The 26,666-nt window shown below is 44.1% G+C and carries 12 protein-coding genes; 5 read left to right on the top strand and 7 right to left on the bottom strand.

Annotation, left to right across the window (positions count from 1 at the left end; all coding sequences use genetic code 11):
- Positions 1-166: 166 nt before the first annotated feature.
- From ABDD95_RS09790 to uxuA, 3 genes are all read left to right on the top strand, one after another.
- Entirely contained in the window at positions 167-2,116 is a 1,950-nt protein-coding gene (locus ABDD95_RS09790; protein WP_345951707.1) for a 7TM diverse intracellular signaling domain-containing protein, read from the top strand.
- Between the two features lie 321 nt (positions 2,117-2,437).
- Positions 2,438-4,903 carry a glycoside hydrolase family 2 TIM barrel-domain containing protein gene (locus ABDD95_RS09785; RefSeq protein ID WP_345951706.1) on the top strand — a complete coding sequence of 822 codons (2,466 nt, stop codon included), beginning with the start codon at positions 2,438-2,440 and terminating at the stop codon, positions 4,901-4,903.
- Positions 4,904-4,925: 22 nt separating this feature from the next.
- Positions 4,926-6,113 (top strand): mannonate dehydratase, encoded by a 1,188-nt coding sequence (gene uxuA, locus ABDD95_RS09780; RefSeq protein ID WP_345951705.1) that lies wholly within the window; start codon positions 4,926-4,928, stop codon positions 6,111-6,113.
- Positions 6,114-6,179: 66 nt separating this feature from the next.
- Here uxuA and ABDD95_RS09775 read toward each other — a convergent pair whose 3' ends face one another.
- The 7 genes from ABDD95_RS09775 to ABDD95_RS09745 all read right to left on the bottom strand — a co-directional run bounded on the left by ABDD95_RS09775 (position 6,180) and on the right by ABDD95_RS09745 (position 17,798).
- Entirely contained in the window at positions 6,180-7,379 is a 1,200-nt protein-coding gene (locus ABDD95_RS09775; protein ID WP_345951704.1) for a glycoside hydrolase family 88 protein, read from the bottom strand.
- 2 nt (positions 7,380-7,381) lie between these two features.
- Entirely contained in the window at positions 7,382-8,557 is a 1,176-nt protein-coding gene (locus ABDD95_RS09770; protein WP_345951703.1) for an alginate lyase family protein, read from the bottom strand.
- Positions 8,558-8,566: 9 nt separating this feature from the next.
- The gene (locus ABDD95_RS09765) at positions 8,567-9,655 is read right to left on the bottom strand and encodes an alginate lyase family protein (protein ID WP_345951702.1); all 1,089 of its coding nucleotides are present in this window, start codon (positions 9,653-9,655) and stop codon (positions 8,567-8,569) included.
- A gap of 26 nt (positions 9,656-9,681) precedes the next feature.
- Positions 9,682-11,922 (bottom strand): glycoside hydrolase family 3 N-terminal domain-containing protein, encoded by a 2,241-nt coding sequence (locus ABDD95_RS09760; RefSeq protein WP_345951701.1) that lies wholly within the window; start codon positions 11,920-11,922, stop codon positions 9,682-9,684.
- Between the two features lie 98 nt (positions 11,923-12,020).
- Entirely contained in the window at positions 12,021-12,872 is an 852-nt protein-coding gene (locus tag ABDD95_RS09755; RefSeq protein ID WP_345951700.1) for a hypothetical protein, read from the bottom strand.
- Positions 12,873-12,883: 11 nt separating this feature from the next.
- On the bottom strand, positions 12,884-14,533 hold the full coding sequence (locus ABDD95_RS09750) for a RagB/SusD family nutrient uptake outer membrane protein (protein WP_345951699.1): 1,650 nt from the start codon (positions 14,531-14,533) through the stop codon (positions 12,884-12,886).
- Between the two features lie 13 nt (positions 14,534-14,546).
- Complete coding sequence (locus ABDD95_RS09745; protein WP_352432934.1) at positions 14,547-17,798, bottom strand: TonB-dependent receptor; 3,252 nt, start codon at positions 17,796-17,798, stop codon at positions 14,547-14,549.
- A 777-nt stretch (positions 17,799-18,575) separates the two neighbouring features.
- On the opposite strand from ABDD95_RS09745, the gene ABDD95_RS09740 reads away from it, so the two are divergent.
- Together ABDD95_RS09740 and pbpC are read left to right on the top strand one after the other, a co-directional pair.
- Entirely contained in the window at positions 18,576-24,182 is a 5,607-nt protein-coding gene (locus ABDD95_RS09740) for an MG2 domain-containing protein (protein ID WP_345951697.1), read from the top strand.
- Between the two features lie 62 nt (positions 24,183-24,244).
- Positions 24,245-26,665 carry a penicillin-binding protein 1C gene (gene pbpC / locus ABDD95_RS09735; protein WP_345951696.1) on the top strand — a complete coding sequence of 807 codons (2,421 nt, stop codon included), beginning with the start codon at positions 24,245-24,247 and terminating at the stop codon, positions 26,663-26,665.
- Position 26,666 lies beyond the last annotated feature (1 nt).

Raw genomic sequence — 26,666 nt, 5'->3', positions numbered from 1 at the left:
CATTTTTTTGGAAAAAGCATAGCCCCCACTCAGAGCAAGGTGTTGGGCGTTTTATATATATTTGAATACAATTATAACTAAGCCGCTGTTAGTTTTATTTTTCTGAAAATGCACCTGCGTTATAGGTCAATTTGCTATGGAAAGAACCGGCTATCTGGAAATTTATATGATCAAACTTCTACCATTAAATATAGGTAACGGCCCTTACTTAGCGCTAAAAAACATCGCGCTAACCATGCTATTGGCACTACTTACCACTTCGCTTTTTGCCCAAAAAGTGCTGAATGTAGACAGTACCATAAGGCAGCACAAGTTCACACTAAATGAGGTTGATTACCTGGAAGATGCATCTGATAAGCTAACCTTTGCAGATGTTCTAAAATCTGATTTGGCTAGTCGTTTTAAAGCTAATAGTCTATACTATCCAAACAACAAAAACCGCTCATCAACTTATTGGTACCGGGTAAAGGTACGTTTTGATCGGTCGGCAGCAGACAAAGCCTCCTTGTTCGAGTTCTTTGACCAAACTACAGATGAAGTTACGGCTTACATCCCCGACGCACAAGGCCTTTATTCTATGAGTAAAGCTGGTGCTAAAATAGACTTTGACAGCCGCTTGTATCAGCACAAAAACTTCGAGTTCCTGATTAAAAACCCATCAGCGGGCGAGTATACCTACTACTTTAAACTCAAATCCCGGAATCTGGTCAATGTAATTATTGTGTACCGCACACTCGATTACTTCATACACTATGCACTAAACGAGTACCTAACCTTCGGGCTATTTTATGGAATGGTGCTCATCTTTTGTTTTCATAACCTGCTCATGTTTATGGCGGTTAAACGCCGTCAGTACTTGTACTACGTATTTTATGTTTTAAGCGTGGGGCTGTATGAAATGTGTGTGGATGGTATAGCATTCCAGTACCTCTGGCCAAATACGCCTGCCGTAAACGATTTTGCTTATGGAACCGCTTTGTACCTGCTCAGTATGTTCGCGCTCATTTTCACTAAAGAGCTGTTACAGGTTAAACACAGGGCCAGGCGTCTTTACAAGCTCATTAATTATGCACTGGTTTTGCGTACAGCCTTCTTTCTGGTGTGTTTGTTTGTCGATAAAAGTTTATTCATTTATAAGTTTGTTGAGTTTATACCACTTTCTATAGCGTTTATTACTGGTATACGCATTTATCGTAACGGCTTTAAGCCCGCTCGGTTCTTTGTGTTAGCTTATGCCTTTCTATTCACAGGCTTTGTAATTAAAGCGGTATCGGCGTTAGGTTATTCATGGCTTATGCCATCGGTAGTAGGCTATTACAGCCTTAGTTTTTGCTTCGTAATTGAGATGGTCTTACTATCCTTTGCAATTGGCGATCAGGTACGCATCCTTCGCAAAGAGAAAGACGCAGCGCAAGACGAAACCATTAAGCAAATGCACATTAATAGTGAGCTGAAGGATTCCATAAACCAGGAACTAGAGCGTCAGGTTAAAGTACGCACGCGAGAAGTGGTTGAAAAATCTAAAGAGATACTGGAGCAATCCAAAGTTATCGAAGAGCAAAACGAGCAGTTGATCAGTATCAATCACTTACTGGAACAGCAGGCGTCTGAAATAACGCGAATGAATGTACTGCTCGAGAAAGACAACATTCAGCTCAAAACCAATATAGATAAGGTTACAGATGCACGAGTACTATCTGCCGAACTAAATTTTGAGGAGTTCAGCGCTAAGTACCCCGATCAGGAAACCTGTTATAAGTTTCTATCTGAATTAAAATGGAAAAACGGCTATCAATGCACCCGCTGCAGTCATACCTCCTATTGCGCAGGCCGGGTACCCTACAGCCGTCGTTGTACCAAATGCAGCTATGAGGAATCGGCCTTACATAATACTATCTTCCAAAACAACCGTATTCCTATAAACAAAGCTTTTTACCTGGTTTACTTAATCTACAGTAGTAAAGGCACAATCTCATCACATCAATTGTCGGATAAACTAGGTATAAGGCAAAGCACTTGCTGGGCCTACGCTATCCGCATTAAAAAAGCTATGCAGGAGCAAAAGCGCTCGCGTAAAAAAGATGCACCGCAAGGATGGAGTACGTTAGTATTGTAGCTTTTTTGCAATGTACTGATTTAGACATCAATTACACCATGTGTCTGAAGCGTATTTTTGCGTTAAAACTTTTCAATTACTCGTAAAAGCTTATACACTCATTAACAGCGCATTGACCTTTATAGGGTACATGAGAGCAAAGCGTATTAAGTCTTATGTAATTCACTATATATCAATAATTTAAGTGATTAAACAGCTTGAATTTTTGCCTGCGATGCAATACATTTACGGTTTAAAACAACCAGTTATTACACGGCAGCTGCTTGGTGATCAGTAAAATCTATGCAATTAAACCGTCAGCCTGCTCCATACAGTTCATTTATGATAAAAAAGCTTCTCACCACTATCATCTGCTTAATGATACTACAGGTTGGATATGGCCAGCAATCCAGACGTCTAAACAACAACTGGGAATTTTTAAGACAGGATTTAGGCGGCATATGGGAATCGGTTAGGCCGGTAACCCAAGGCAATCCTGAAAGTGTTCCGCTATGGAAAACAGTAACTCTTCCGCACTGCTTTAATGCCAGCGATGCCGTTGATCCGGATGTAAATTATTACCAGGGGCCGGGTTGGTATCGTACAATGCTTGATATTAAGAACCCTTATGCCGACGGACGCACACTGCTTCACTTTGAGGGTGCCGGGCAAAAAACCGATGTATATGTGTACACAACAAAAGTAGCTTCTCATTTAGGCGGTTATGACGAGTGGACTGCAGATATTACAGAAGCCGTTGAAGCCTTTAAAAAGACAGAGGCTTATCAAAAACAGTTTAAGGGCAAAATACCGCTGTCTATCCGTTGTGACAATTCACGCGATTTGGAGACCATACCGTCACAGTTATCAGACTTTAACGTTTATGGTGGTTTGTACAGGTATCTAAATCTGGTTTACCAGCCGGCCGTGGCAATTGATAAGATTTTTGCAACACCAACATTAGCCAGTACCTTTAAGACGGGGTGGATAAATGTAAAAGGAAACTTTTATTCGCCTAAGCAAAATGGCAATGTAAACGGAGGGGTAAAACTTACCGATGCAGCCGGAAAAACTATTGCGAGTGATAATTATTCCATTAATTCAGTAGGCAGTGACAAACAGCCACTAAGCAAGCTAAAAATAAGCAGGCCTCATTTATGGACTACCGCTGATCCGTACTTGTACACCTTGCAGGTAACTGCCACAGCAAACGGCCAGACATATACTAAGACTGAAAAGATAGGCTTTCGCAATTTCGAGTTTAAAGAGCATGGTCCGTTTTACTTGAATGGAAAACGCTTATTACTGCGAGGCACCCACAGGCATGAGGATCATGCAGGCGTGGCTGCAGCGATGACGGAGGACATGATGAAGCGGGAGATGCAACAAATGAAGGATATGGGTGTCAACTTCATTAGGTTGGGCCACTACCAGCAATCGCGCATTATTTTAAACCTTTGCGACAGCCTGGGCATATTAGTTTGGGAAGAGGAACCTTGGTGTAGAGGAGGTTTAGGTGGTACAGCCTATCAGAACCAGGCCCGGCAGATGATGACCAACATGATAGAACAGCATTACAATCATCCATCCATCATACTCTGGGGGTTAGGCAATGAGAACGACTGGGAAGGCGATTTCCCAGAATTTGATAAACAAAAGATCAGGACGTTTATGAAAGAACAGAACGATCTTTCGCACCGGCTTGACTCTACCCGCTTAACCTCAATACGCCGTTGCGATTTTTGCAAGGATATACCGGATGTATATTCGCCGTCAATATGGGCTGGCTGGTACCGCGGCAAATACGCTGAATATAAACAAGTAAGTGAGGACGAATTTAATAAAGTAAATCGCTTTTTCCATGCCGAATGGGGCGGCGATAGTCATGCAGGCAGGCATTCAGAAAATCCGGAAGGTTTTTTAAATGTAAAATCGGGAGTTGGTGCCGACGAGCGACTTGGGGATGCATCGCTGAAAGGTGGCGATCCACGTGTATCACGTGATGGCGATTGGAGCGAAAGCTATATTGTCAATTTATTCGACTGGCACCTCAAAGAACAGGAAACCATGCCTTGGCTAAGCGGCTCAGCATTTTGGGTGTTCAAAGATTTTTCAACACCCGTTCGTCCGGATAATCCTGTACCCTACATGAATCAAAAAGGCGTTGTCGAGCGCGATGGTACACCGAAAGAGTCTTATTATGTATTTCAATCATACTGGACAGAGAAGCCCATGGTTCATATATATGGCCATAGCTGGCCGGTTAGATGGGGCACCACAACCGAGCAGAAAACGGTAAAGGTGTATTCTAATTGTGATGAAGCCGAGTTGTTTGTAAACGGCAAAAGCTATGGTGTTAAAAAACGCAACAGCCAGGACTTTCCAGCTGCAGGATTGCGTTGGCAAGTTAATCTGGTGAGCGGAAACAATGCCATTAAAGTGGTAGCTAAAAAGGGCAAGGTTACGGTAACTGATCAAATAACCCCAATTTACCAAACCCAGCAATGGGGCAAGCCCGCTAAATTAGTTGTGGAACAAATTGCTGATGATAACGGTGTTGTAAACGCGCAGGTAAAAGTGCTGGACAGCAATAATGTGCAATGTCTCGACGCAGCAAATTGGATAGACTTTGCCATGGCTGGTGATGGCGTGATGTTAGACAATATGGGCACATCAGGCGGCTCGCGTAAAGTGCAAGCATACAATGGCAGGGCCACAATAAAGGTAGACACCAAAAAGGGCAAAAGTATTTTAAGCGCAAAATCACCCGGATTGCCAACAGTATTCTTAAATTTAGCCGGCAAATAACACTAATATCCTATAAACAACAATGAGTTTAGAACAAACATGGCGCTGGTACGGCCCTAACGATCCGGTTTCATTGGCAGATGTACGACAGGCTGGTGCAACGGGCGTGGTATCAGCACTGCACCACATTCCAAACGGGCAGGTATGGCCAATAGACGAGATTCAGAAACGCAAAGCTATCATAGAAGAGGCCGGTTTAACCTGGTCTGTGGTTGAAAGCGTACCGGTACACGAAGACATTAAGAAAAGAACCGGCAACTATGAGCAGTATATTGAAAACTACAAGCAATCCCTGCTTAACTTAGGTCAGTGCGGTATTGATATTGTTTGCTACAACTTTATGCCGGTACTTGACTGGACGCGTACCGATCTGGATTATCCTCAACCAGATGGCTCAACGGCTTTACGGTTTGATGTAACTGCCTTTGCCGCGTTTGAACTATACTTATTGAAACGCCCAGGCGCAGAAAATATGTATACACCTGAGCAACAAACGTCGGCGAAAGCCTACTTGGACGGCTTGTCTGACGAGGATAAAACCAAGCTGGTTAAGAACATTATAGCTGGCTTGCCTGGCGCTGAAGAAGGTTATACGGTGGAGCAGTTTCTGGATGTGCTATCGTCATACAATCATATAGACGATCAGGCACTTAAAGCCAACCTATATCATTTCTTGCAACAGGTAATTCCAGCAGCGGAGCAAGCTGGTGTACTAATGTGCATTCACCCCGATGATCCTCCCTACCCTATTTTGGGCTTACCAAGGGTGGTAAGTACCGAGGCTGATATACAGGAGCTTTATGCCGCAGTTGACAGTTATCACAACGGTTTAACTTTCTGCACCGGTTCATTTGGCGTACGTGCAGATAACGATTTGGCCGGAATGGTTGAGCGTTTGGGCAACCGCATTCATTTTATTCACTTGCGCGCCACAAAACGCGACGAACTGGGCAATTTCCACGAGGCCGACCATTTGGATGGTGACGTAGACATGTTTGCAGTAATGAAAGCGCTGGTAACAGAACAGGAGAAACGCCGCGCAGCCGGTGAGAAGCACCTGCGCATGCCCTTCAGACCAGATCATGGGCACAAGATGCTGGATGATTTACATAAGAAGACCAACCCGGGTTACTCGGCCATTGGCCGCCTAAGAGGCCTTGCCGAATTACGTGGACTTGAACTCGGAATCAGACGGTTTATGGAGCGATAGAAACCAAAACTGATATCTATAAAAGCCGGTTTTCAATTATGAAAACCGGCTTTTGGCTTTTAACACTTATTGCGCTATAACAGATTGCCCGTTGGCCAAGCGGTTTTGGCGTAACAAAGCTTCCAGGTAATAATAATCTGCATAACTTATGGGCACATCAATTTCGCTGTTAGCTGGCTTATGGCCGGTGCTGTGTAGCAGAATAAAGCCCTTACTTTCACCTGGTTTTGCCTGGTAGTGTTTGCTAAGGCTATTCATGATGTCGTCGGCTGTTTTTTTGTACTGTTTGCCATTAGAGCTGTAAGTACTTAGCTCATACAGTGCTGAGGCCATCAAAGCAGCTGCCGATGCGTCGCGTGGGGCATTTGGAATGTCGGGCGCGTTAAAATCCCAGTAAGGCACTTTGTCCTTCGGTAAATTGGGATGGCTAAAAATAAATTTAGCAATTGCTTCGGCCTGTTGCAGGTAAGCCTTGTTCCTGGTTTCGCGATAACATAGCGTATATCCATACAACCCCCATCCCTGGCCCCTTGCCCAGGCAGATGAATCGGCGTATCCCTGGTGTGTTTGCTTGTGCAAAACAGCACCCGTTTGCGGATCATAATCAATCACATGATAGGAGCTATAATCGGGCCTGAAATGGTTCTTCATAGTAGTATTGGCATGGCTTACCGCAATTTTACGAAATGTAGAATCACCGGATAATTTGGTTGCCTCAAATAATAGTTCCAGATTCATCATATTGTCTATAATAACCGGGAACGGCCAATTCTTGCGATTATCCCAAGATTTTATGCAACCTACGATAGGATTAAAGCGGGTCGACAAGGTTTTGGCTGCCTGAATGATAACCTCCTTATAGTGCGCATCTTTAGTTAAACGGTAGCCATTGCCCACACTGCAATAAATTTTAAAGCCTACATCATGTGTACCTTTATCAAATTGCTCAGGCTCTATGTTGGTGGTATATGCTTTAGCGGCAGTAAGCCATTTATTGTTATGGGTGTACTCATACAAATACCAAAGCTCTCCAGGGAAAAAGCCGCTTACCCAATCTTTAGAAGGAATCATTACCAGCTCGCCAGTGGTGCTCAACGTTCTTGGTGAAACCGCATTAGGCTTGGTTGACGCTGCTATAGCCGCCGGTATGGCTTTTAGCATTACATCGGTTTGCTTTTCGGCAAATGGAATTGCTTTTTTAGCATTATTTTGTGCGTAGCCTGCGGTGGTTAAAAGGCACAACGCAACAGGAATCAGTTTATTCATAGTTATTTATTGAGCCAGATGAGCGGATGCCTCACCGGCAGGTTTCTTATTATCTCTTCGTTTGCAGGATCATGTTCCAGTCTCTTCCAGGTGTTTAGCCATTCAGCGTTCTTATAGGCATTCGCGCCAAAAACTAGTGCTGGCTGCGCTGCTGGCCAGCTGTCCCAGTGCATCACATCCTTTTGATAAGGCCACTTGTTCTTGTCTTTCAAATATGGATATAAAAACTCGATGCCTTTTTTGATAGAACGACCATCAACTGTTTGATAAGTAAACAGGTTATCTTTTGGTGTACTTAACAATTGGCAAATGGTGGTCATGGCATCCAGGTTAAAAATAGAATAACCATAAGGTTTTGTCCGTTTCAATTCCAGCGGAAAGCTACCATCGGCAGCCATTTGGCCTGGCAACAATACATTTTTATAACGATTGCGGCAAAAATCGAGCAAGGCCTCGTTTTTAGTAAATTTGGCAAAGCATGCTGTTTGCATTACCCAGCAGGTGCCATGGTTATTTTTGGCATTCATTTCGTCTTTGCCGTACTGGTGCGTGGTTAGCCAAACCAGGTACTGCTCAAACCAAGTTTTTATTGTTTTAAGATCCCCTTTGCTTATTACTTTCGAATCCTGTATCGCCTCAACACCCTGCACCACTTCCATTAGTTGTATGGTATCAATAATGCCTATGCCCCTGCCCGTGGCTACGCCTTTGATAGCCTGTGCGTACTGCAGGTTAGGGTTCATTAATGTTTGAGCATTAACAAACCATGCTTTTAAATGCAACAAAGCATGCTGCGCATACTTCTTATCGTGTGTGAGCTGATATGCTGAGGCTAATGCGCCAACAATACGACTAAAGCGGATCATGGCTAAACGGTGAGCCACAAAGTTTTGTGGGTTGGTTAAGCCGTCTTTTTGAATGTATGGTCCGGTTGGATTTTCAGGGTTAGGCCACCAGTAATCGCCCTCCGAATAAAAGTCGTGTCTGCCCCCTGCACTGCGCGGACTGCTTTCTGCCGTAACGGTGACCGGTTGCTGCGTTAGCGCCCATGCCGCTTCATCCAGAATAGATTGACGCAAAGTGGCTGCCACCTGATCCTTTACGGTACCGTCGCCAGCTGTGCGCCAGCTCAGCGCGAGGCATGAGGCTATCATTAATACAGCGACAAAATTTCTCATATGCCTTAATTACTTTTTAGCCTGTCTTACCTGGTTAAGCACCAGTTGCCAATCATAGTATTCGTTCCCTGCAACCTGTTGTATTGTTTTGACTAATGATGGATCATAATATGCAGCTAATGAGAGTACCACAATGCCGTTACGCTGTTTAAACGGCGCTCCTGCTACATACCCTTTTTCACCATTGGCCGCACGTTCTCGGTCAAATTTAACTTTACTGTTAGCAAACTCACCATGCGTCTTCTCCCCTGTTACAAACGGCACCAGGAACTGAACCGACTTTTGCACTGATGATTTGGTCGGCGACTCAAAGCTGTAGTAATTTTTACCATTCGCTCTACTGATCACTATGAGGGCTTTAAGAAGCGGTTCGAGCGTATAAATATGGTAATGCAGAGCATCCCGTTCGGCAAAGTCAAAGCTTGAGCCGTCAGGATATAAATTTTGAGCCAGCTGCTTTTCCAGTTCAGCCGTAATTGTATCCCGATACTTATCGGCATGTATGGCATAGGCTATCTGCGTTATAATTTTGATGCGGTGTGAATTCCAGTTATTTTTTGAAGTTGATTTAGTTGGCGTAGCCGATACGCTATGTATTTCGGCGTGGGCAATGCTCTCCAGCCAAGTGTCAATTGCTTGTTTATCTGGTTGGCTTACTTCGTTGCGTATCAGGTCATAACCGGTAAACATTTCCTCTAGCTTGGTTTCGTCAATTGGGTCGCCGGTGGCTTTGTTTATTTTGGCCCAGGCTGTCAGGTATTCCTGCGCCTTGTTCAAATAATCTTTGTTACCATAAAGACGATATATCAAAGCAAGGGCATATATCTTGGGCGCATCAGCAACAGCTTTCAAACTGGCCGTTTTGGCCGGATTACCCTGTAGTAGTCCTTGAGATGTTACCTTTTCAATGGGGTTTGGTGCTTCATTAAGTGCCTTTTCGGCCACTTGTTTCCACTCTGCAAATTCCTTTTGCACGCGGGCATCCTTTTCAACGGCTGTTTTAAGCGTTTTAACTTCGGCAGCGGTTAAACTTACGTATTGTGCTTTAACCCCCAACGTAAGGGTAAGCAAACTGCAGGTTATTATTATCTTTTTCAATTTAAAGGTAAATTAATAGTCATTTTCTAATTCACTAATTCAAACTTATCTTCAAGCATGATGTGGTCTGATGAATTACCAAGCATGAGTTTGAAGTCGCCAGGCTCAGTTGTCCAATTCATCTTCTGATCGTAAAAAGACAGTTTTTCTCTATTGATTACAAACTTAAGCGTTTTGCTTTCGCCAGCTTTCAAAAACACTTTTTCGAAACCCTTCAGTTCCTTAACCGGCCGTGTAACACTGGCAAACATGTCTTGCAGATATAGTTGCACTACCTCTTCTCCATCATACTTACCGGTATTAGATAATTTGCAAGTCACAGTAACTGAATCGGCGCTACTAAACTTGTTTTTGTCGAGTTTTAAATCGCTTAAGTTAAATGTGGTGTAACTTAAGCCATAACCAAATGCAAAGCGAGGACTATTCTGCATATCCAAATACCCTGAGCGATAGGTTGCCGCCACATCAGTTGGTGATGGCCTACCGGTGCTTTTGTAATTGTAATAAACGGGTATCTGGCCTTCTGACCGTGGAAATGACATAGGCAGCTTTCCGGCTGGATTGTAATCTCCGAATAGTACATCGGCCATGGCATTGCCAGCTTCACTACCCAGCCACCAGGTATGCAAAATGGAATTGGCACGATCGGCTGTCCAATTAAATATAAGCGGACGGCCCGACATGGTTAGTACCACTACGGGTTTGCCGGTACGTTGTACGGCTTTAATCAATTCTTCCTGCGCGCCCGGTAAGTGTATATTGGCTTTGCTCTTGGCTTCGCCACTCATATCAAATGCTTCGCCTACGGCCATAATTACAACATCTGCTTTGCGGGCAATAGCTGCTGCTTCTGCAAAGTTACATTTGGCAGTATCTTTCAGATCGCAACCTTCTGCGTATAACAACTTGGTATTTTTGCCTACCTTATTCTGTAAGCCCTCATACAAGGAAACTAAGTGGTCGTCATCCCATTTAACAGACCAGAAACCCATCATGTCTTTGTTGGATTTGGCCAATGGCCCAATCACAGCTATCGTCTTTATTTTTTTTGATAACGGAAGAAGTTGTTTATCATTTTTTAGGAGTACAATGCTCTTACGTGCAACATCGCGAGCCATTGCCCTGTTAGCGGCGGAGTTTAGTGTTTGGGTTTCGCGCTGCTCATTACTAAACCGATAAGGATCATCAAACAAACCCAATTCAAATTTTTTACGAAGGATACGTTTAACGGCATCATCAATTAAAGCATTATCTACTTTTTTATCTTGCACCAGCTTTGCCAGGCTTGCAATATAAGCGTGACCTTCCATGTCCATATCGCTGCCAGCTTTAATGGCCAGTTCAGATGCCTCTACGTTGTCTTTAGCAAAGCCATGCTGCACCATTTCGCGTATGGATCCCCAATCACTTACCACAAACCCCTGGAAATTCCATTTGCCTTTTAAAATATCTCGTTGCAGATAAGCGTTGCCCGTGGCCGGTATGCCGTTTAAATCATTAAAAGAATTCATGAATGTGGCAGCACCTGCGTCAAGCGCAGCTTTAAATGGCGGCAGGTAGGTTTCCCACAACATGCGCTCACTCATATCAACCGTATTATAATCGCGGCCGCCAATGGCAGCGCCATACGCTGCAAAGTGCTTTACACAAGCCATTATAGCATCTAAATTACCCAGTCCGTTTCCCTGAAAGCCTTTAACCCTTGCTTTGGCTATTAATGAACCCAGGTATGTATCCTCTCCAGCTCCTTCCATAACGCGCCCCCAGCGTGGATCACGAGATATATCAACCATAGGTGCAAAAGTCCAGTGCTGGCCAGAGGCGGCTGCTTCAGTAGCCGCCACGCGTGCCGAGGTTTCAATGGCTTTCAAATCCCAACTGGCAGCTTCGGCCAGTGGCACGGGGAAAGTAACGCGATAACCATGTATGATATCCAGTCCAAATAATAATGGAATCTTAAGACGTGACTGCATGGCTATTTCCTGCACCATACGGGTATCCTTTGCTCCTCTTACATTCAGCATAGAGCCTACTTTACCATCTTTTATATCTTGGTATTTGGTAGTGTTTGCCGTTACCGGACCTGTGGCCAGGCGGTCGCCGGTGTATTGATTTAGCTGACCTATCTTTTCATCAAGCGTCATCTTAGCCAACAATTCCTCTACCTTTTGATCGATGCCTGTTTTCGAGTTTAACAGCGGTTGTTGGGCCATCAAACCTAAACTTAAGCTTAAAGAGCATAAGGTAAGTAAAATTTTATTTTGCATGTAGGTAAAAGGGAGTGTATAACGAATGGTTAAAGGCACTATTGACCTTTAACCATTCAGGGAATTTTCATTTTAAATCGACTGGAATGACAACTACATTAATACCTGCTGGGAACAGTTAGCGTATTAGTAACATGTATTTGCCCGTTAGTTGCAATGATGCCGCCGGTAACAACGGTGGTTCCATCATTCATTACCATAGGCGAAAAATCAGCGTTATTTTGTTTGAGATTGAATTTACCCTCTAAATCAAATCCTTTGCCGTTAGTGCCCGTAAAATCAAAAGTAAGGGTTCTGGTGCCGCTCAAACTTAAATTAGGCGCTGCATTTACAACCAAGTAACCCAATCTTGATTCTTTACCGGCTGTTGCACCCGCTGGCAATAGTGTAGGCAGCGATTGGTTTACGCTGTTTAAATTATTAAAGCCCAAATCGCCGACACCAATCAGGTACAGAAAATAATTTTTTAAAGTTTGGGGCGAATATTCGTTCCATGATGTTGCCGGGTGCGTTACCGGTGTTACACCATCAGCTGCATATTTCTGCGTCCCGTCGGGGTTCTTTTCCATTATCGGAAAATCAAACCAGAAGCCAGCTGTAGGAATGTTGCTAGTTGTTTTTACCACACCGGCAGTGGTTGTAGTGGGTAAAACCCTAACAGCGTTATTGCCCAGGAAGATAAACGTACGGCCAGCTTTCTCGTACTCGGTAGGATCTATGCCTGCATACTCTAAACCCAATTGCATGTACTTAAAAACCGTGTCGTTTGCAATTAGGGGTGCTTTGCCACGTTCGCGCAAATATTGCAACGCAGTTTTGTTAATTTTAGGATCTACTGTACTGCCCGGCTGGTACTCATAATTCTTTTGCAATTCCAAACCGCCAATTTTACAAGAGCTTACTATGGATGCGCAAAACAAGCCGGCTAAAAGTATATTTCTTTTTTTCATGACGTTTAATATTATAAACCGTTATAAGGCGGGTTTTGAACTAATAAATTGTTAGAATAAAGCACTGTGTTGCTCAGTGGCCAGTAGTAACGGCGCTTGTCTGTACCCCATCCTACTTGTGCATTACCTATGGATATCTGACGGGCTATTAGAATTGGATCCATCACTTCAATCACACGATCGGTACGTACCAGGTCAAACCATCTTACACCTTCGCCAATAAGTTCATACTGTCTTTCTTGTAAAATTTCGCTTTCCAACGCTCTCTCATCAGCAAACTGCGTGGTTAATACGGTTGGTACGCCCGCACGTGCTTTGATCAGATTGAGGTACTTAACCGCGTTGCTCCTGTCACCAACTTTATTCAGTGCTTCGGCGTACAGAAGATACATGCCACCTAAGCGGTATAGCGGGATGTAAACATTAGTTTCGACATTTGCAGGTAAATTAGCTGTAGAACTACCATAGTTAGTTGAGGTAAAGTTATAACCGGCTGTAGCAGTGGGCGCTATATAAGTACCGGGATAAAATTTCCAGAAACTGCGGTCACGAATGGGTTGACTGGTTGCAGATGAAATATTATACGTTTGTTTAACTCTCAAGTCTATTGTAGCCGTAGTATTGCCATATTTTGCAGTTGCTGCTTTTGGCCAATTGGTCCACAATGGATCGGCCATACGGATAATTGGCTCATTTGATGTACGTGACACACCGCCCATACAAGCACAACCATTATCTGTATAATCCCAATGGATGTTAAAAATACTTTCAACGCTGCCGGCTGGTGTAGCAAATTGTTTATTCCATGATATACCGGGCTCTAAATCAGCAGCGGCACCACCCGCACCCGTGGCAGCTACACCTGCAGTATTGTACACCTTACCAGTTGGCCCTTTGGCAGCAAACAGACGCTTAAACCAAATTATAGCATTGTTATAATCTTTATCCCACATGTAAACATCCGCTCCAATTGATGCTATGGCTCCTTCTCCCAAATAAAACACATCTGGATTACCATTTTTAGCGGTAAGATCATATGCCTTTTGGATGTCGGATTTAACCTGTGCCAAAACTTTTGCCTGAGGGTCGCGGGCCTGGGTAGCAGGTTGAGTTGGATCAACGTACGGCTCGGTACGAATTACTGCATCACCCCAAACCCGTGCAATCCAAAAGTAGGCCAAAGCACGCATGGCATATGCCTGTGCTGTGTAGCTTGACTCCAATGCAGGACTTAACGCGCCGTTTGTACCCGGTGCAACGTAGTTTTTTATTTCCGGAAGCCTTTTGATAAGTAGGTTTGCACGGGCTATAACGCTGTACAGAATGGTCCAGTCGGCATAAGCGTTTCCTGAAGTTAGACCATTAAAGTCGATCTCATTGGTGCTGGATGTTGCGTAGTTAGGTCTCCGGCCTTCCCAATTATCAGACCGTGCCTCGCCCCACCAGGTAATGTTGTTCTGGTTTTGCCCATTGGCAGATTGTTTAATCATGGCCGACTGAAACTCGCCGTACATAGCGGCAACGGCTGCGTCGGCATCCAGTTTACTGCGAAAAAAGTCTTCCTGTTTACCTTCAGACACTGGCTGTTCATCCACAAGCTTGTTACAACTTACGAAAGTTACCAGTACACTTATTATTGCTATTGAAAATATCTTTTTCATAATCTGTTACTTTTTAAAATGCCACATTAAGGCCAAATCCAAATTCTCTTCTCTTGGGGTATCTTCCTGTATCGTCTCCTGGCGTTAAACCACTTGATGGCGTAAATTCAGGGTCGAAACCGCTATAGTTTGTCCAGGTAAGCAGGTTGATACCATACATATACAGGGAAAGATTTTTGGTGAAGAACTTATTAGCCAACTTTGAATCGAAACGGTAAGTTAAACGAGCATTTGATAAACGCACAAAGCTTCCGTTTTCTAAAAAGTAGCTGTTGCCGCCTATACGCTGGCTGCCACGCGTATCTTTATCGGGGTAATATGGATAGGTTGCAATATCACCTTGTTTCGTCCAGGCACCATAAATAGCTTCTGGTAACGAAGGGCCGCCGGCATTGGCAAAATTTGTTAAGTTTTGTTTAAACTGGTTGTAAACCTGCCCGCCCAAAGTAGCATTGATAATAAAAGATAGGGAGAATTGCTTGTAGGTAAAGTTATTCACAAAGCCCAGATATATGTCTGGCTGTGCATTTCCAATTACCTGGCGGTCGTTATCATCTATTATACCATCATTATTCACGTCTTCCCACTCTGTATCACCACCAAGCAGCACAGCGCCGCCGCTGGTTTTTTTACGTACAACTTGTCCGGAATAAGGTTGACCGTTAAGCTGATAACTGCTGGCTACTGTTGCGCCGGCATTACCATTTGGGCTGGTTGCTGTAGGCCCGCCGCGTGTAGTGGTTACTGCTGTTATGCCTATTGGCGTTAACCGTTGCCCATCTGGTGTGTAAGCATTTGACGCATCATACTGGTAAATACCAAGGTTTTTCCAGCCATAAAAGCTGCCAATACGTAATCCGTCGGCTACAAGATAACGTGCGTTACCACCGCTTACACCGCCAGAACCGGTAGCAACAAAACTTTCACCATTATTTAAACTTACAATTTTACCGCGTTCAAGCGAGGCGTTAGCGTTAATGGTCCAGTTAAAGTTCTTTGTTCTGATGGCATTACCACTCAATACAAATTCCAAACCTTTATTTTGAATGGTGCCTACGTTTACACGCTGTACCGTAAAACCGGTTTCTTTAGGCACCTGGCGGTTGTAAAGCAAATCATTAGTAGTTCTGATGTAAGCATCGATAGTAGCAGTAAGACGCCCTTTCAGAAAATTTAAATCTAAACCTAAATCTTTGGTTGTGGTAGTTTCCCATCTTAAACTTGGGTTAGCCAGGTTATAAGTAGGTGCAATACCCGCAACTTTGTTATAAATATCACTGCCTATGTCCACTAATGGCACCGCATCAAAAGCCCCTATAGGGTCATTTCCTGCCTTGCCATAGCTAAAGCGAATCTTTCCATCATCTAAAAACTTTTTAGTAAAGCCCAAGAATTTCTCATCAGTAAAACGCCATCCTGCTGATGCTGCCGGAAAACCACCAGAACGGTTTGCAGGGCCAAATCTTGATGATGCATCATTACGATACACACCCTGTAAAATATATTTACCCTTGTAGCTATAGTTTACGCGGCCAAAGTAAGAACCGGTTGAAACAGGTACGAAACGCACACGTTGTGAACGAAGGCCGTTAAGGTTAGCGCCAGGAACGGTCCGGATATTTTCGAACACGATATTAGCCGCTATCAGGTTAGTAGTATCTGTTCTCACACGGTCACGAGATACACCCAGTGTTGCTGAGATGCTGTGATCTTTTGCAATAGTTTTATTATAGTTTAAGTATGCCTGTGCCTCGTAATAAAATCTTTGAAAAATATTGTTTCGCAATGAATTGGTTTGTTGATCCTGAGAGTTTACGGAACGGGGCGAAAAGCTTATACCCTCAGAGTTGTCCAACTGCGTGTTAAGCGTTGTTGTCAACTTTAAGTCTTTTGTAAGATCAAAGTTTAAAGAATTAACAAACTGCGTACGATATTCTTCCCTTGTGTTTTCCTCATAAAGCGCATTGGCGATAGGATTACGCTTACCATTGATATAGCTGGTTAACTCGCCGTTTGGATAATAAAGCAGGTAGTTTGAAGGCCTGTCAAACGCCGGTCTGATCTGGTTACCAAAATTTGAGTAATTACCCGTTTGCCTGTAAAAAGAAATATTACCCGAATACTTTACAAACTTAAGGAACTGATAATCCACGTTAACACGAGATTGAATTCGCTCACTATAGGTGTTGGTAAGCGTTCCGGCATCGTCCAGATAGTTGAAGCTGGCGGCATAGGTAAGATTTTTCTGACCACCACCTATAGAAAACTTCACGTCGTGGCGGCGACTGGTATTACCTAATACTAAACGCTGTAAGTCATTATCAGAGTTTTGGCCAGGGTTCAATGAATCCACTAAGGTACTTCCGTAACCAGGCGTTAAGCCACCTTGCAATCTACGATAGTAACGCACATCGGCTGCATTGGCGGTTTGAATAAAGTGAGCCAGTTTACCAATAGTATAAGTGTACTGAAGGTCAATTCGGGTTTTACCTTCAACACCACGTTTGGTGGTGATCAGTATTACACCATTAGCTGCCCGTGAACCGTAAATAGCAGCTGAAGCCGCATCTTTAAGCACCTCAACGCTTTGTATATCATTAGGATTTAACAACGATGCATTTTGTGTAATTACACCATCAATAACATATAATGGGTTAGTACCCTGCCCTTCCGACGAAAAAGTAGACGGTCCGCGAACGGTGATTGAACCTTCTGCGCCTGGCTCGCCGTTATCATTAATTACCAAAACGCCGGCTGCCTGCCCTTGCAGGGCATCAAAAAGGTTTAACGGCTGACGTTCTTGTATTTGCTTGTCCGTTACGGTAGATATTGCACTGGTTATGTCGCGCTTTCTTTGTACGCCGCCATAACCTGTCGATATTACAACTTCTTGTAGTGCTGTGCTTGATTCCTGGAGTTTTACGCTTACGGAAGTTCGGCCGTTAAGCGCTTGTTCTAATGTATTAAAACCTACATAGGTAAAAACCAAAGTAGCATTGGCACTTGGAGCAGTTAAACTGAACTTACCATTTCCATCAGTGTTGCCGCCACCGTTTGAGCCTTTAACTTTTACGGTAACACCGGGTAAAGCATCGCCTTTGCTGTCTGTTACTGTCCCGGTTATTTTAATTGCAGTTTGTGCAAAAGTGTAATTGGTAATGGCGAGCAATTGCACCAGCAGTATGAACCCTACCAGGCTGAGGCTTTTTGCCTGTACCAATTTTAGTTTTTTCAATAAAAATGTTTTAGTACATCTTTTATTCATATCTCTTAATTTTTTTATCGTGAATGTTTTCTGTAGCATTCCGAAGGTTGGTTTAATTGAGGTTGGAGGTTTTTGGAAGCATACAAGCGTTAGCCGGTGTTGCACGTGAGCGTTTTCATGTCGATCATTTTAAATGGTTAGCAATTGGTTTTATTATTCTCAAGCAAGCTGTTTTAGAACATATAGCAGTAAGACAAGACGACTGTCAAGTCCTGTCATTTCTTTACTGTTTTCTGAATCTGGTAGAAAGCTGATGCTTAAATCATCATAATTGGCGATGTAAACATAATAGCTTTTTTCACAACCCACAAGAGAAAATAACTCATAATATACTGTAAAACAAACACTTATAAATAATTTGATACACTTCAATCACAAGCCATAACTTGCATTATGCTGTATTTTAAGCACAAAACGAGGGGTTTAACTAATAGGTGATACGCTTAATTAACAATGAACTTTTTTTTACTTTTTTACCGGCACCCATGAGTTGGCTCTGTTTGCGCTACCCTATACGGTTAAAGAGGCAAGAAATATAACTCGTGCAGGTTTATAATGCTTGCGCGACCTTTAATAACAGAGAGTACTCTTTTATTATCTTCTCCTTCTGCGTAGCTCGATACATTATATGCAAGGGATTTAAGTTCAGGCACGGGGCAAAAAAATCGTAACCAATTGCAGATTATGGTGCACAATTAATTTGTTCCAATAGCTTACAACTATTGTTTTCCATATAAATACTTTATACATTTCAGCCGTATTCTCATCCTTACCTACATGAAACTTAGCTTAAACCTTTCACCACTCGTTAAGCGATTACTGGCCGCTGGCCTGGTACTCGCCGTGGTAATTGCCGGTATTTTAGTTATCAGGCAAAAGCATAAAAAGAAAATTAATCCTGAGTTTTCAAAATATATTGAATCTTACACAACCGGCGTCATATCCCGGCAAAGCGTCATCCGCATTAAACTGTCCAACCAAGTACAAACCAGCCATGCCAAAAACGAGGAGATTAAGGATGGAATTTTTGATTTTTCGCCATCGGTAGACGGAAACGCTTACTGGGTTGATGCCCAAACTATTGAGTTTAAGCCAAAACAAGCGTTAATTCCAAACAAAAGCTATGATGTCTCCTTCGCCCTCAGTAAAATAACAGATGTACCTGATGAACTGGACGATTTCGAATTCAATTTTGAAACCATTAAGCCCGATTTTAAAGTAGATTTTGACGGCTTACAAACTGCAACAAACACTTCATTAGATAAAATGAAGTTCACAGGTAACATACAAACTGCAGATACGGAAGATGCGGCTAAGGTGGAAAAGATGATCTCCGTTAATTACCCATCAGCTACACCTATCACCTGGCAGCATAACGAGGCTACCCGCATTCATCAATTTACCATCAATAATATTAAGCGCTCGGCTAGCAACGCAACACAATTAGTTATTAAATATGACGGCCAGCCGCTGGATATTGACGATAAACAAAGCACCGAATTTGAAATACCCAAAATTGGTGACTTTAAAGTGCTTGCTATAAAAGCCCTGCAAGATCAGGAACAGTTTGTGCTGATCCAATTATCCAACCCAATTATGGTAGGCCAGGAATTGAACGGCTTAACCGGTATTAGCAATGTTGCAGATGCAGCTTACACTATTGATGGCAGTACCATTAAAGTATATGCACCAAACCGTCTGGAGGGCAATTACACCGCTTTTGCCAATGATGGAATTGAAGACATTACGCATAAAAAAATCACCAGAGGTTTTACAGCTAATGTGTTTTTCGAAAATCGCCTGCCCTCAGTCACCATTCCGGGCAAGGGTGTCATTTTACCAGATTCAGGACGCCTGTTAATGCCTTTTGAGGCCGTTAACCTCAAAGCGGTTGACGTAAGCATTGTGAAAATATATGAAAATAACATTCCGCAATACTTTCAAAATAATGGATTTGATGGTAATTACCAGCTAAGGCAGGTGGGCAAACCCGTACTCCAAAAAACTATCAGACTGGACGATGATAAGGGCCTCAACCTGGGTAAAAAGAACCGATTTATGCTGGATGTGGACCACCTTATGCGTACGGAGCCGGGAGCCATATACCGTGTAGTGATAGGTTTCAGGCAAGAGTATTCATTGTACAATTGCAAAACCGCCCAGGCAACAATTAAAACGCAGGCTGATGAAGACTCCAATGAGGAATATGAGGAAGAAAGTGACTATGGCAACAACAACTCAGGTATTGACGAGGATGACGAATTTTGGAGCCGGTATGATAATTTTTATCCCACTGGCTACAAGTGGGATGAGCGTGACGACCCCTGCAGTACATCTTATTATAACCAGGACCGGTGGGCTACCCGAAACATACTTGCCTCAAACATTGGTTTGATTGCCAAGCGCGGCAGCGATAACAGTATGGTTGTGGCGGTAACCAATATTATGGATGCCCAGCCTATGAGTAAAGTAACGCTTGAACTACTTGATTACCAGAAACAGGTAATTGCAACTACCACGTCAGACGGAGACGGTTTAGCAAAGTTCAATCTAAAACGCAAGCCATACTTGCTGGTTGCTAAAAATGGCGACGAGCGCGGCTACTTAAAGCTTGATGACGCCGGCGCCTTACCCCTTACACGCTTCAACGTAGGTGGTGAGCAGGTACAAAAAGGCTTAAAAGGGTTTATTTATGGTGAGCGCGGCGTTTGGCGCCCCGGTGATTCTATTTTCGTTTCTTTCATCTTAGAAGATAAGCTCGAAACGATTCCAGAAGATCATCCGGTTGAGTTTGAGCTATACAACCCGTTAGGGCAGCTTTATACCCGGTTTACACGCAATAAGGCCTTGGATGGATTTTACAGCTTTCACACCGCTACAGCCACCAACTCTCCTACCGGTAATTGGACAGCAAAAGTGAAGGTTGGCGGCGCTGTGTTCGAAAAAAGCATTAAGGTAGAGACCATTATGCCTAACCGCCTTAAGCTAAACCTGTCATTCGGTAACCAACCCGAACTTACAAAAGGTAGCAGCACGGGCGGCACATTAAATGCGCGCTGGTTGTTTGGGGGTATTGCTCAAAACTTGAAAGCCAAGGTTGATGCATTTGTATCTGCACAAAAAACCAGGTTTAAAAAGCTGGAAGATTACGAATTTGACGACCCTACCCTGGCTTTCAACACACAAACGCAAACCATTTTCGATGGCCGCTTAGATGCTGAAGGTAACGCGCCTGTTAATGCTGATATAAATATAGAAAAGCAAGCACCCGGTCAGCTAAGGGCCAACTTTTTGGTGAAGGTGTTTGAGCCTGGTGGTAATTTCAGTATACAGCAGGTAACCATGCCCTACAACGTTTATAGCGGCTACGTGGGCATTAAAACGCCCGAAGGAAGTGCTATGACAGGCATGCTGGAAACCGACAAGGATAATACCATTGATATAGTAGATGTAAACAGCAAAGGCTTATTGTTTGCAGGTGTGCGCAATGTAGAAGTAGAGGTTTACAAAATACACTGGCGCTGGTGGTGGGACGAAACCGGTGACGAATTAAGTAACTTTACGCAAGACCAGTATAACAAACTGGTTACCACTCAGACGGTGCAGCTTACCAACGGCCGTGGTAAATGGAACCTAAGAGTTGATAAAAATGACTGGGGCCGTTACCTGGTACGAATAAAAGACCCCGTAACGGGGCATGCTACAGGAAAGGTAATTTACGTTGATTGGCCAAACTGGTCTGAACGTTTGCAACAGGGCAACCCAACCGAGGCAGCTATGTTATCGTTCACGGCCGATAAGCAAACTTATAAGGTTGGCGAAGAGGTTACGCTTACTATACCAACTGGTGCCAATGGCAGGGCTTTGATTAGTATTGAAAATGGCAGCCACGTTATTAAAACAGATTGGATAAGCACCGAGCGGGGCCAAACGCGCTACAGGTTTAAATTAGAACCGGGCATGGCACCTAACATATTTGCAACGGTTACCCTGTTGCAAAAACATGCCCAAACACTAAACGATTTGCCCATACGCATGTACGGCACCATTGGCCTGCAGGTAGAAGATCCTGCCACCATATTGAAGCCGGTTATCACTATGCCAGATAAGTTAAGGCCGGAAACACAGTCGGCCATAACCGTTTCAGAGTCGTCCGGCAAAGAAATGACCTATACTATTGCCTTGGTTGATGAAGGCTTGCTTGATTTAACCAACTTTAAGACGCCCGACCCTCACAGTGCGTTTTATGCACGCGAAGCACTAGGTGTAAAAACGTGGGACCTGTTTGATTATGTAATTGGTGCTTTTGGCGGAGGCCTGGAACGCATATTAAGTATAGGCGGCGATGGTAGCGGCGTTGGCAATGGTAAAAACGTATCGGTAAACCGCTTTAAGCCTGTGGTTAAGTTCCTGGGGCCTTTTCACTTAGGCAAGGGCGAAAAACAGACGCGTAAATTTACCCTGCCACAATACATAGGCTCGGTTAGGGCAATGGTAATTGCAGGGCACAACGGTGCATATGGTTTTACCGAAAAGGCAGTGGCTGTTAAAAAGCCGTTGATGATACTGGCCACACTGCCACGTGTACTGGGGCCGTTAGAAAAGGTTCAGTTACCAATCACCGTTTTTGCCATGGAAAATAATATAAAAACCGTGAGCATTAAAGTTCAGTCCAATGCATTCAGTAACCCGGGCAGTAGCTATCAAAAAACTGTCACATTCAATAAGCCCGGCGACCAGTTGGTTTCATTTGACTTGAACGTAAAGGATTTTGTGGGCGTAGGCAAAGTAAAAATTATTGCACAAAGCGGAGGCGAAACTGCCGCCTACGATGTGGCACTCAATGTACGAAACCCCAACCCGCCTATAACGCATATTATTGAAAAAGAATTGAAACCGGGCGAGGTGTGGAACACTGCTTATACCGCCATAGGCATGAACGGCACTAACAAGGCCACGCTTGAGGTGTCCTCCATCCCTGCCCTTAATCTAACTAAACGCTTAAGCTATCTGGTGCAGTATCCGCATGGCTGTGTTGAACAGACTACATCGGCAGTTTTTCCGCAGTTATATTTAAGTCAGCTGATTAGTTTAACTTCCCGTCAGAAAGCGGAAGCAGAAAGCAACATCAAAAATGGTATCAGCCGGTTAAACGGATTCCAGGTACCAAGCGGTGGCCTAAGCTACTGGCCTGATGGCGGCGAAGCCGATGAGTGGGGCACTAACTACGCCGGACACTTTATGCTGTCGGCCCAAGCAAAGGGCTATAACCTACCGGTTGGATTTTTAGAACAGTGGAAAAAGTTTCAAAAACAAAAAGCGTTAAACTGGTCGCCAGATCCGCACGATTTCTTCGACTCGGGTTTAATACAGGCTTATCGTTTGTACCTGCTGGCTATGGCTCGTGCGCCCGAGCTGGGTGCCATGAACCGGCTTAAAGAGTTTAAATACATTAGTCCGGAGGCTAAGTGGCGTTTGGCAGCAGCTTACCAGATGGCCGGCCAGCCCGAAGCAGGCCTGCGGCTTATAGCCGGATTACCAACAATGGTTAAGCCGTACAAGCAAATGGCTTATACCTACGGTTCCGATCTGCGAGACGAGGCAATGATACTGGAGACATTGACGCTGCTGGGGCAACGGGCAAAAGCATCGCGCATGGTTTACAGTGTTGCCGCCAAACTATCTCGCGATAGTTGGTACAGTACCCAAACCACTGCTTATTCACTACTCTCCATAGCGCAATACTGCGGGCAAAACAAAACAGGCAACCGCTTGCAATTTGATTTACAAGCCGGAAGTATCAAAAATCCCGTAAACGCCCAAAACTACTTATGGCAATCTTCTATCGCTGCTAACGGTGGCCGGGCGGTTATTAAAAACAAGGGTAAGAACTTGTTATACCTCCGTTTAATACAACAAGGCACGCCTTCACTGGGCCAGGCGGTGACATCTAGCATTAACCCCGATATTTTGCAGATGCAAGTCAATTACTATACCCTTAGCGGCAAACCCATAGATCCGACCATGCTAAAGCAAGGAACCGATTTTGCGGCGCAGGTAATAATAAAGAACCCCGGACAACGAGGTGCTTACGCTAATATGGCGCTTACACAAATCTTTCCATCAGGTTGGGAAATTTTAAATACCCGTATGATGAACAATGACGAAGTATTTAAATCGTCTCCGGCTGATTATCGAGACATTAGGGACGACAGGGTTAATACTTATTTTAGCTTGAGGGAAGACCAGCAGGTAACATATTATGTAATGTTGAACGCATCTTACACAGGCAGGTTCTATCTACCTGCCACCTATTGCGAAGCTATGTATGACACTTCTGTTAATGCGCTAAAAAGCGGCCAGTGGGTTGAGGTATTAAAATAACATGACTAGTGTTATAAACTGTGTTTTGAACGGCTGTGAGATTTTTTGACATAGCGCAGTAAATGAAGAATAATTCAGAATTGCACACTTCCGTTAGGTGCAACACAGCATTCAAAAATACGCTTAAGCAGCCAAAGGTATACATACCTTTGGCTATTATATTATTCCTTTGTATTGCGTTTTGGTTTTGCCTGCCTAAGCCGCTCTTTAAAAGACCTACATCTTATGTTATTGACGACGAGCAAGGGCAGCTTTTGGGTGCTGCCATAGCGGCCGACGGACAATGGCGTTTCCCGTATGACGAAGCCGTACCCGATAAATTTAAAAAATGTATCATTGCTTTCGAAGACAAGCGCTTCAGGCACCATCCGGGTGTAGACGTGCTGGCTTTTGGGAGGGCGATCCGTCAGAATTTAAAGAGCCAGAAAGTAAGCAGCGGGGGCAGCACGCTTACTATGCAGGTGATACGCTTAGCCACTCACCACCGTCGTACCATTTGGAACAAAATGATTGAGATGGTAATGGCGCTGCGCTTGGAACTTACCTATAGTAAAGAAGAAATATTGGCCCTGTATGCCAGCAATGCCCCATTTGGCGGCAATGTTATTGGATTAAACGCAGCAGCATGGCGTTATTACGGGCGCAGTTCCGATAAGCTCTCCTGGGGAGAGATGGCAGCAATGGCAGTTTTGCCTAATGCCCCCTCGCTGGTACACCCAGGTAAAAACCGTAAGTTGTTATTAAAAAAGCGCAACCTTTTGCTGGACAAACTAGCTCAAAAACACATCATCGACCAAAGCACTGCCGAGTTGTCCAAACTTGAACCGATGCCCGATAAGCCCTTAAAACTTCCACAAATTGCCCCTCACTTATTAGAACGCTTTAAGGCTGAGCATCCACCACAATCATTATTTAACACCCGTATCAAAACTACTTTGAGAGCCGGTTTACAAGAACAGGTATCTGCCATTTTAGAACGTCATCATCGTATTTTGAAAGCCAATGAAATCAATAACCTGGCGGCCGTTGTGCTCGATGTGGAAACGGGCAAGGCATTAGCCTATGCCGGCAACATTTTTCACCCGGCAGATGAGGGTCTGCAGAGCAATGTAGATGTGGCCAATGCGCCTCGTAGCCCGGGCAGTACCCTAAAGCCCATGTTATATGCAGCGATGTTACACGATGGTTTCATCTTGCCTAATACACTCGTACCCGATATACCAACCCAAATAGCCGGTTACCATCCCGAAAACTTTGATTTGGGTTATGATGGTGCAGTGCCGGCTTCCAGAGCATTAGCCCGTTCCTTGAATGTACCTGCGGTAAAAATGTTGCAGAAGTACAAGTACGAACGTTTTTACGAGGTGCTTAAAAAAATGAGCATCACTACGCTCAACCAGCCGGCAGACCACTATGGCTTATCGCTTATTTTAGGCGGATGTGAAAATACGCTGTGGGAACTAACTGGTGCTTATGCCAGCATGGCCCGGGTGCTTAATCATTATAATCAAAACAATCGTTACTCAGCTGCTGATTATCATGCACCTGTTTACCAAGCAGCCCCGTTAAACCAACCAACCGAAAAAAATGGATTGTTGGATGCCGGTTCAATTTACTACACTTTTCAGGCGATGGAAGAGGTGATGCGACCGGGCGAAGAAATGCTTTGGCAGCAGTTTGCCTCAACTCAGCGTATAGCCTGGAAAACCGGCACCAGTTTTGGCTTTAGAGATGGTTGGGCTATAGGTGTTACGCCCAAATATGTGGTGGGTATTTGGGTGGGCAACACCACTGGCGAAGGAAGGCCCGACCTAACTGGCATTAACACTGCCGCGCCTGTATTATTCGAGATCTTCAGGCTTTTACCCGTTGCACGCGATTGGTTTAAAGCACCGGTAAACGCTATGGTGAAGATTGATGTATGCAAGGAAAGCGGATGCCGTGCAGGTGAATACTGCGAACATATAGCACAAATGTGGGTGCCTTCCGGCGGACTGAAATCGCCGGTGTGTCCCTACCACCAATTAGTTCATCTGGATGCCACCCGGCAGTGGCAGGTAACTACCGATTGCGAATCACCAGAACGGATGGTGCATCAAAAATGGTTTGTTCTGCCACCGTCTATGGAGTATTATTACAAAGCCCGCAATTATCAGTACCGCACCCTGCCACCATTTAGGAGCGATTGTGCCGTGGCCGATAAAGGCCAGCCTATAGAAATTATTTATCCTAAAGATGACGCCAAAATATACATACCCATAGAAGCTGATGGTACACGCGGCCGCATGATATGTAACGCTGCACATAGGCAACCAGGCATAAAAGTGTTTTGGCATTTGGATAACCAATACCTGGGCGTAACGCATGATTATCACCAAATGGCCCTAACAGCGCCGCCCGGCAAGCATATACTTACACTGGTAGATGCAAACGGAAATACTGTTAAAGTGAGATTCACTGTTTTGGACAAGGAAAAGCCGTAAC

The organism is Mucilaginibacter sp. PAMB04274, from assembly GCF_039634385.2.
In the GTDB taxonomy this organism is placed as follows: domain Bacteria; phylum Bacteroidota; class Bacteroidia; order Sphingobacteriales; family Sphingobacteriaceae; genus Mucilaginibacter.
The sequence above is the reverse complement of the archived record's forward strand: the minus strand, read 5'-3'. Positions and strand labels throughout refer to the sequence as shown.

Coding starts and splice junctions, on each gene's coding strand:
- ABDD95_RS09790 (WP_345951707.1), top strand. CDS start 167: ATGATCAAACTTCTACCATTAAATATAGGTAACGGCCCTTACTTAGCG.
- ABDD95_RS09785 (WP_345951706.1), top strand. CDS start 2,438: ATGATAAAAAAGCTTCTCACCACTATCATCTGCTTAATGATACTACAG.
- uxuA (WP_345951705.1), top strand. CDS start 4,926: ATGAGTTTAGAACAAACATGGCGCTGGTACGGCCCTAACGATCCGGTT.
- ABDD95_RS09775 (WP_345951704.1), bottom strand. CDS start 7,379: ATGAATAAACTGATTCCTGTTGCGTTGTGCCTTTTAACCACCGCAGGC.
- ABDD95_RS09770 (WP_345951703.1), bottom strand. CDS start 8,557: ATGAGAAATTTTGTCGCTGTATTAATGATAGCCTCATGCCTCGCGCTG.
- ABDD95_RS09760 (WP_345951701.1), bottom strand. CDS start 11,922: ATGCAAAATAAAATTTTACTTACCTTATGCTCTTTAAGCTTAAGTTTA.
- ABDD95_RS09755 (WP_345951700.1), bottom strand. CDS start 12,872: ATGAAAAAAAGAAATATACTTTTAGCCGGCTTGTTTTGCGCATCCATA.
- ABDD95_RS09750 (WP_345951699.1), bottom strand. CDS start 14,533: ATGAAAAAGATATTTTCAATAGCAATAATAAGTGTACTGGTAACTTTC.
- ABDD95_RS09745 (WP_352432934.1), bottom strand. CDS start 17,798: ATGAATAAAAGATGTACTAAAACATTTTTATTGAAAAAACTAAAATTG.
- ABDD95_RS09740 (WP_345951697.1), top strand. CDS start 18,576: ATGAAACTTAGCTTAAACCTTTCACCACTCGTTAAGCGATTACTGGCC.
- pbpC (WP_345951696.1), top strand. CDS start 24,245: ATGAAGAATAATTCAGAATTGCACACTTCCGTTAGGTGCAACACAGCA.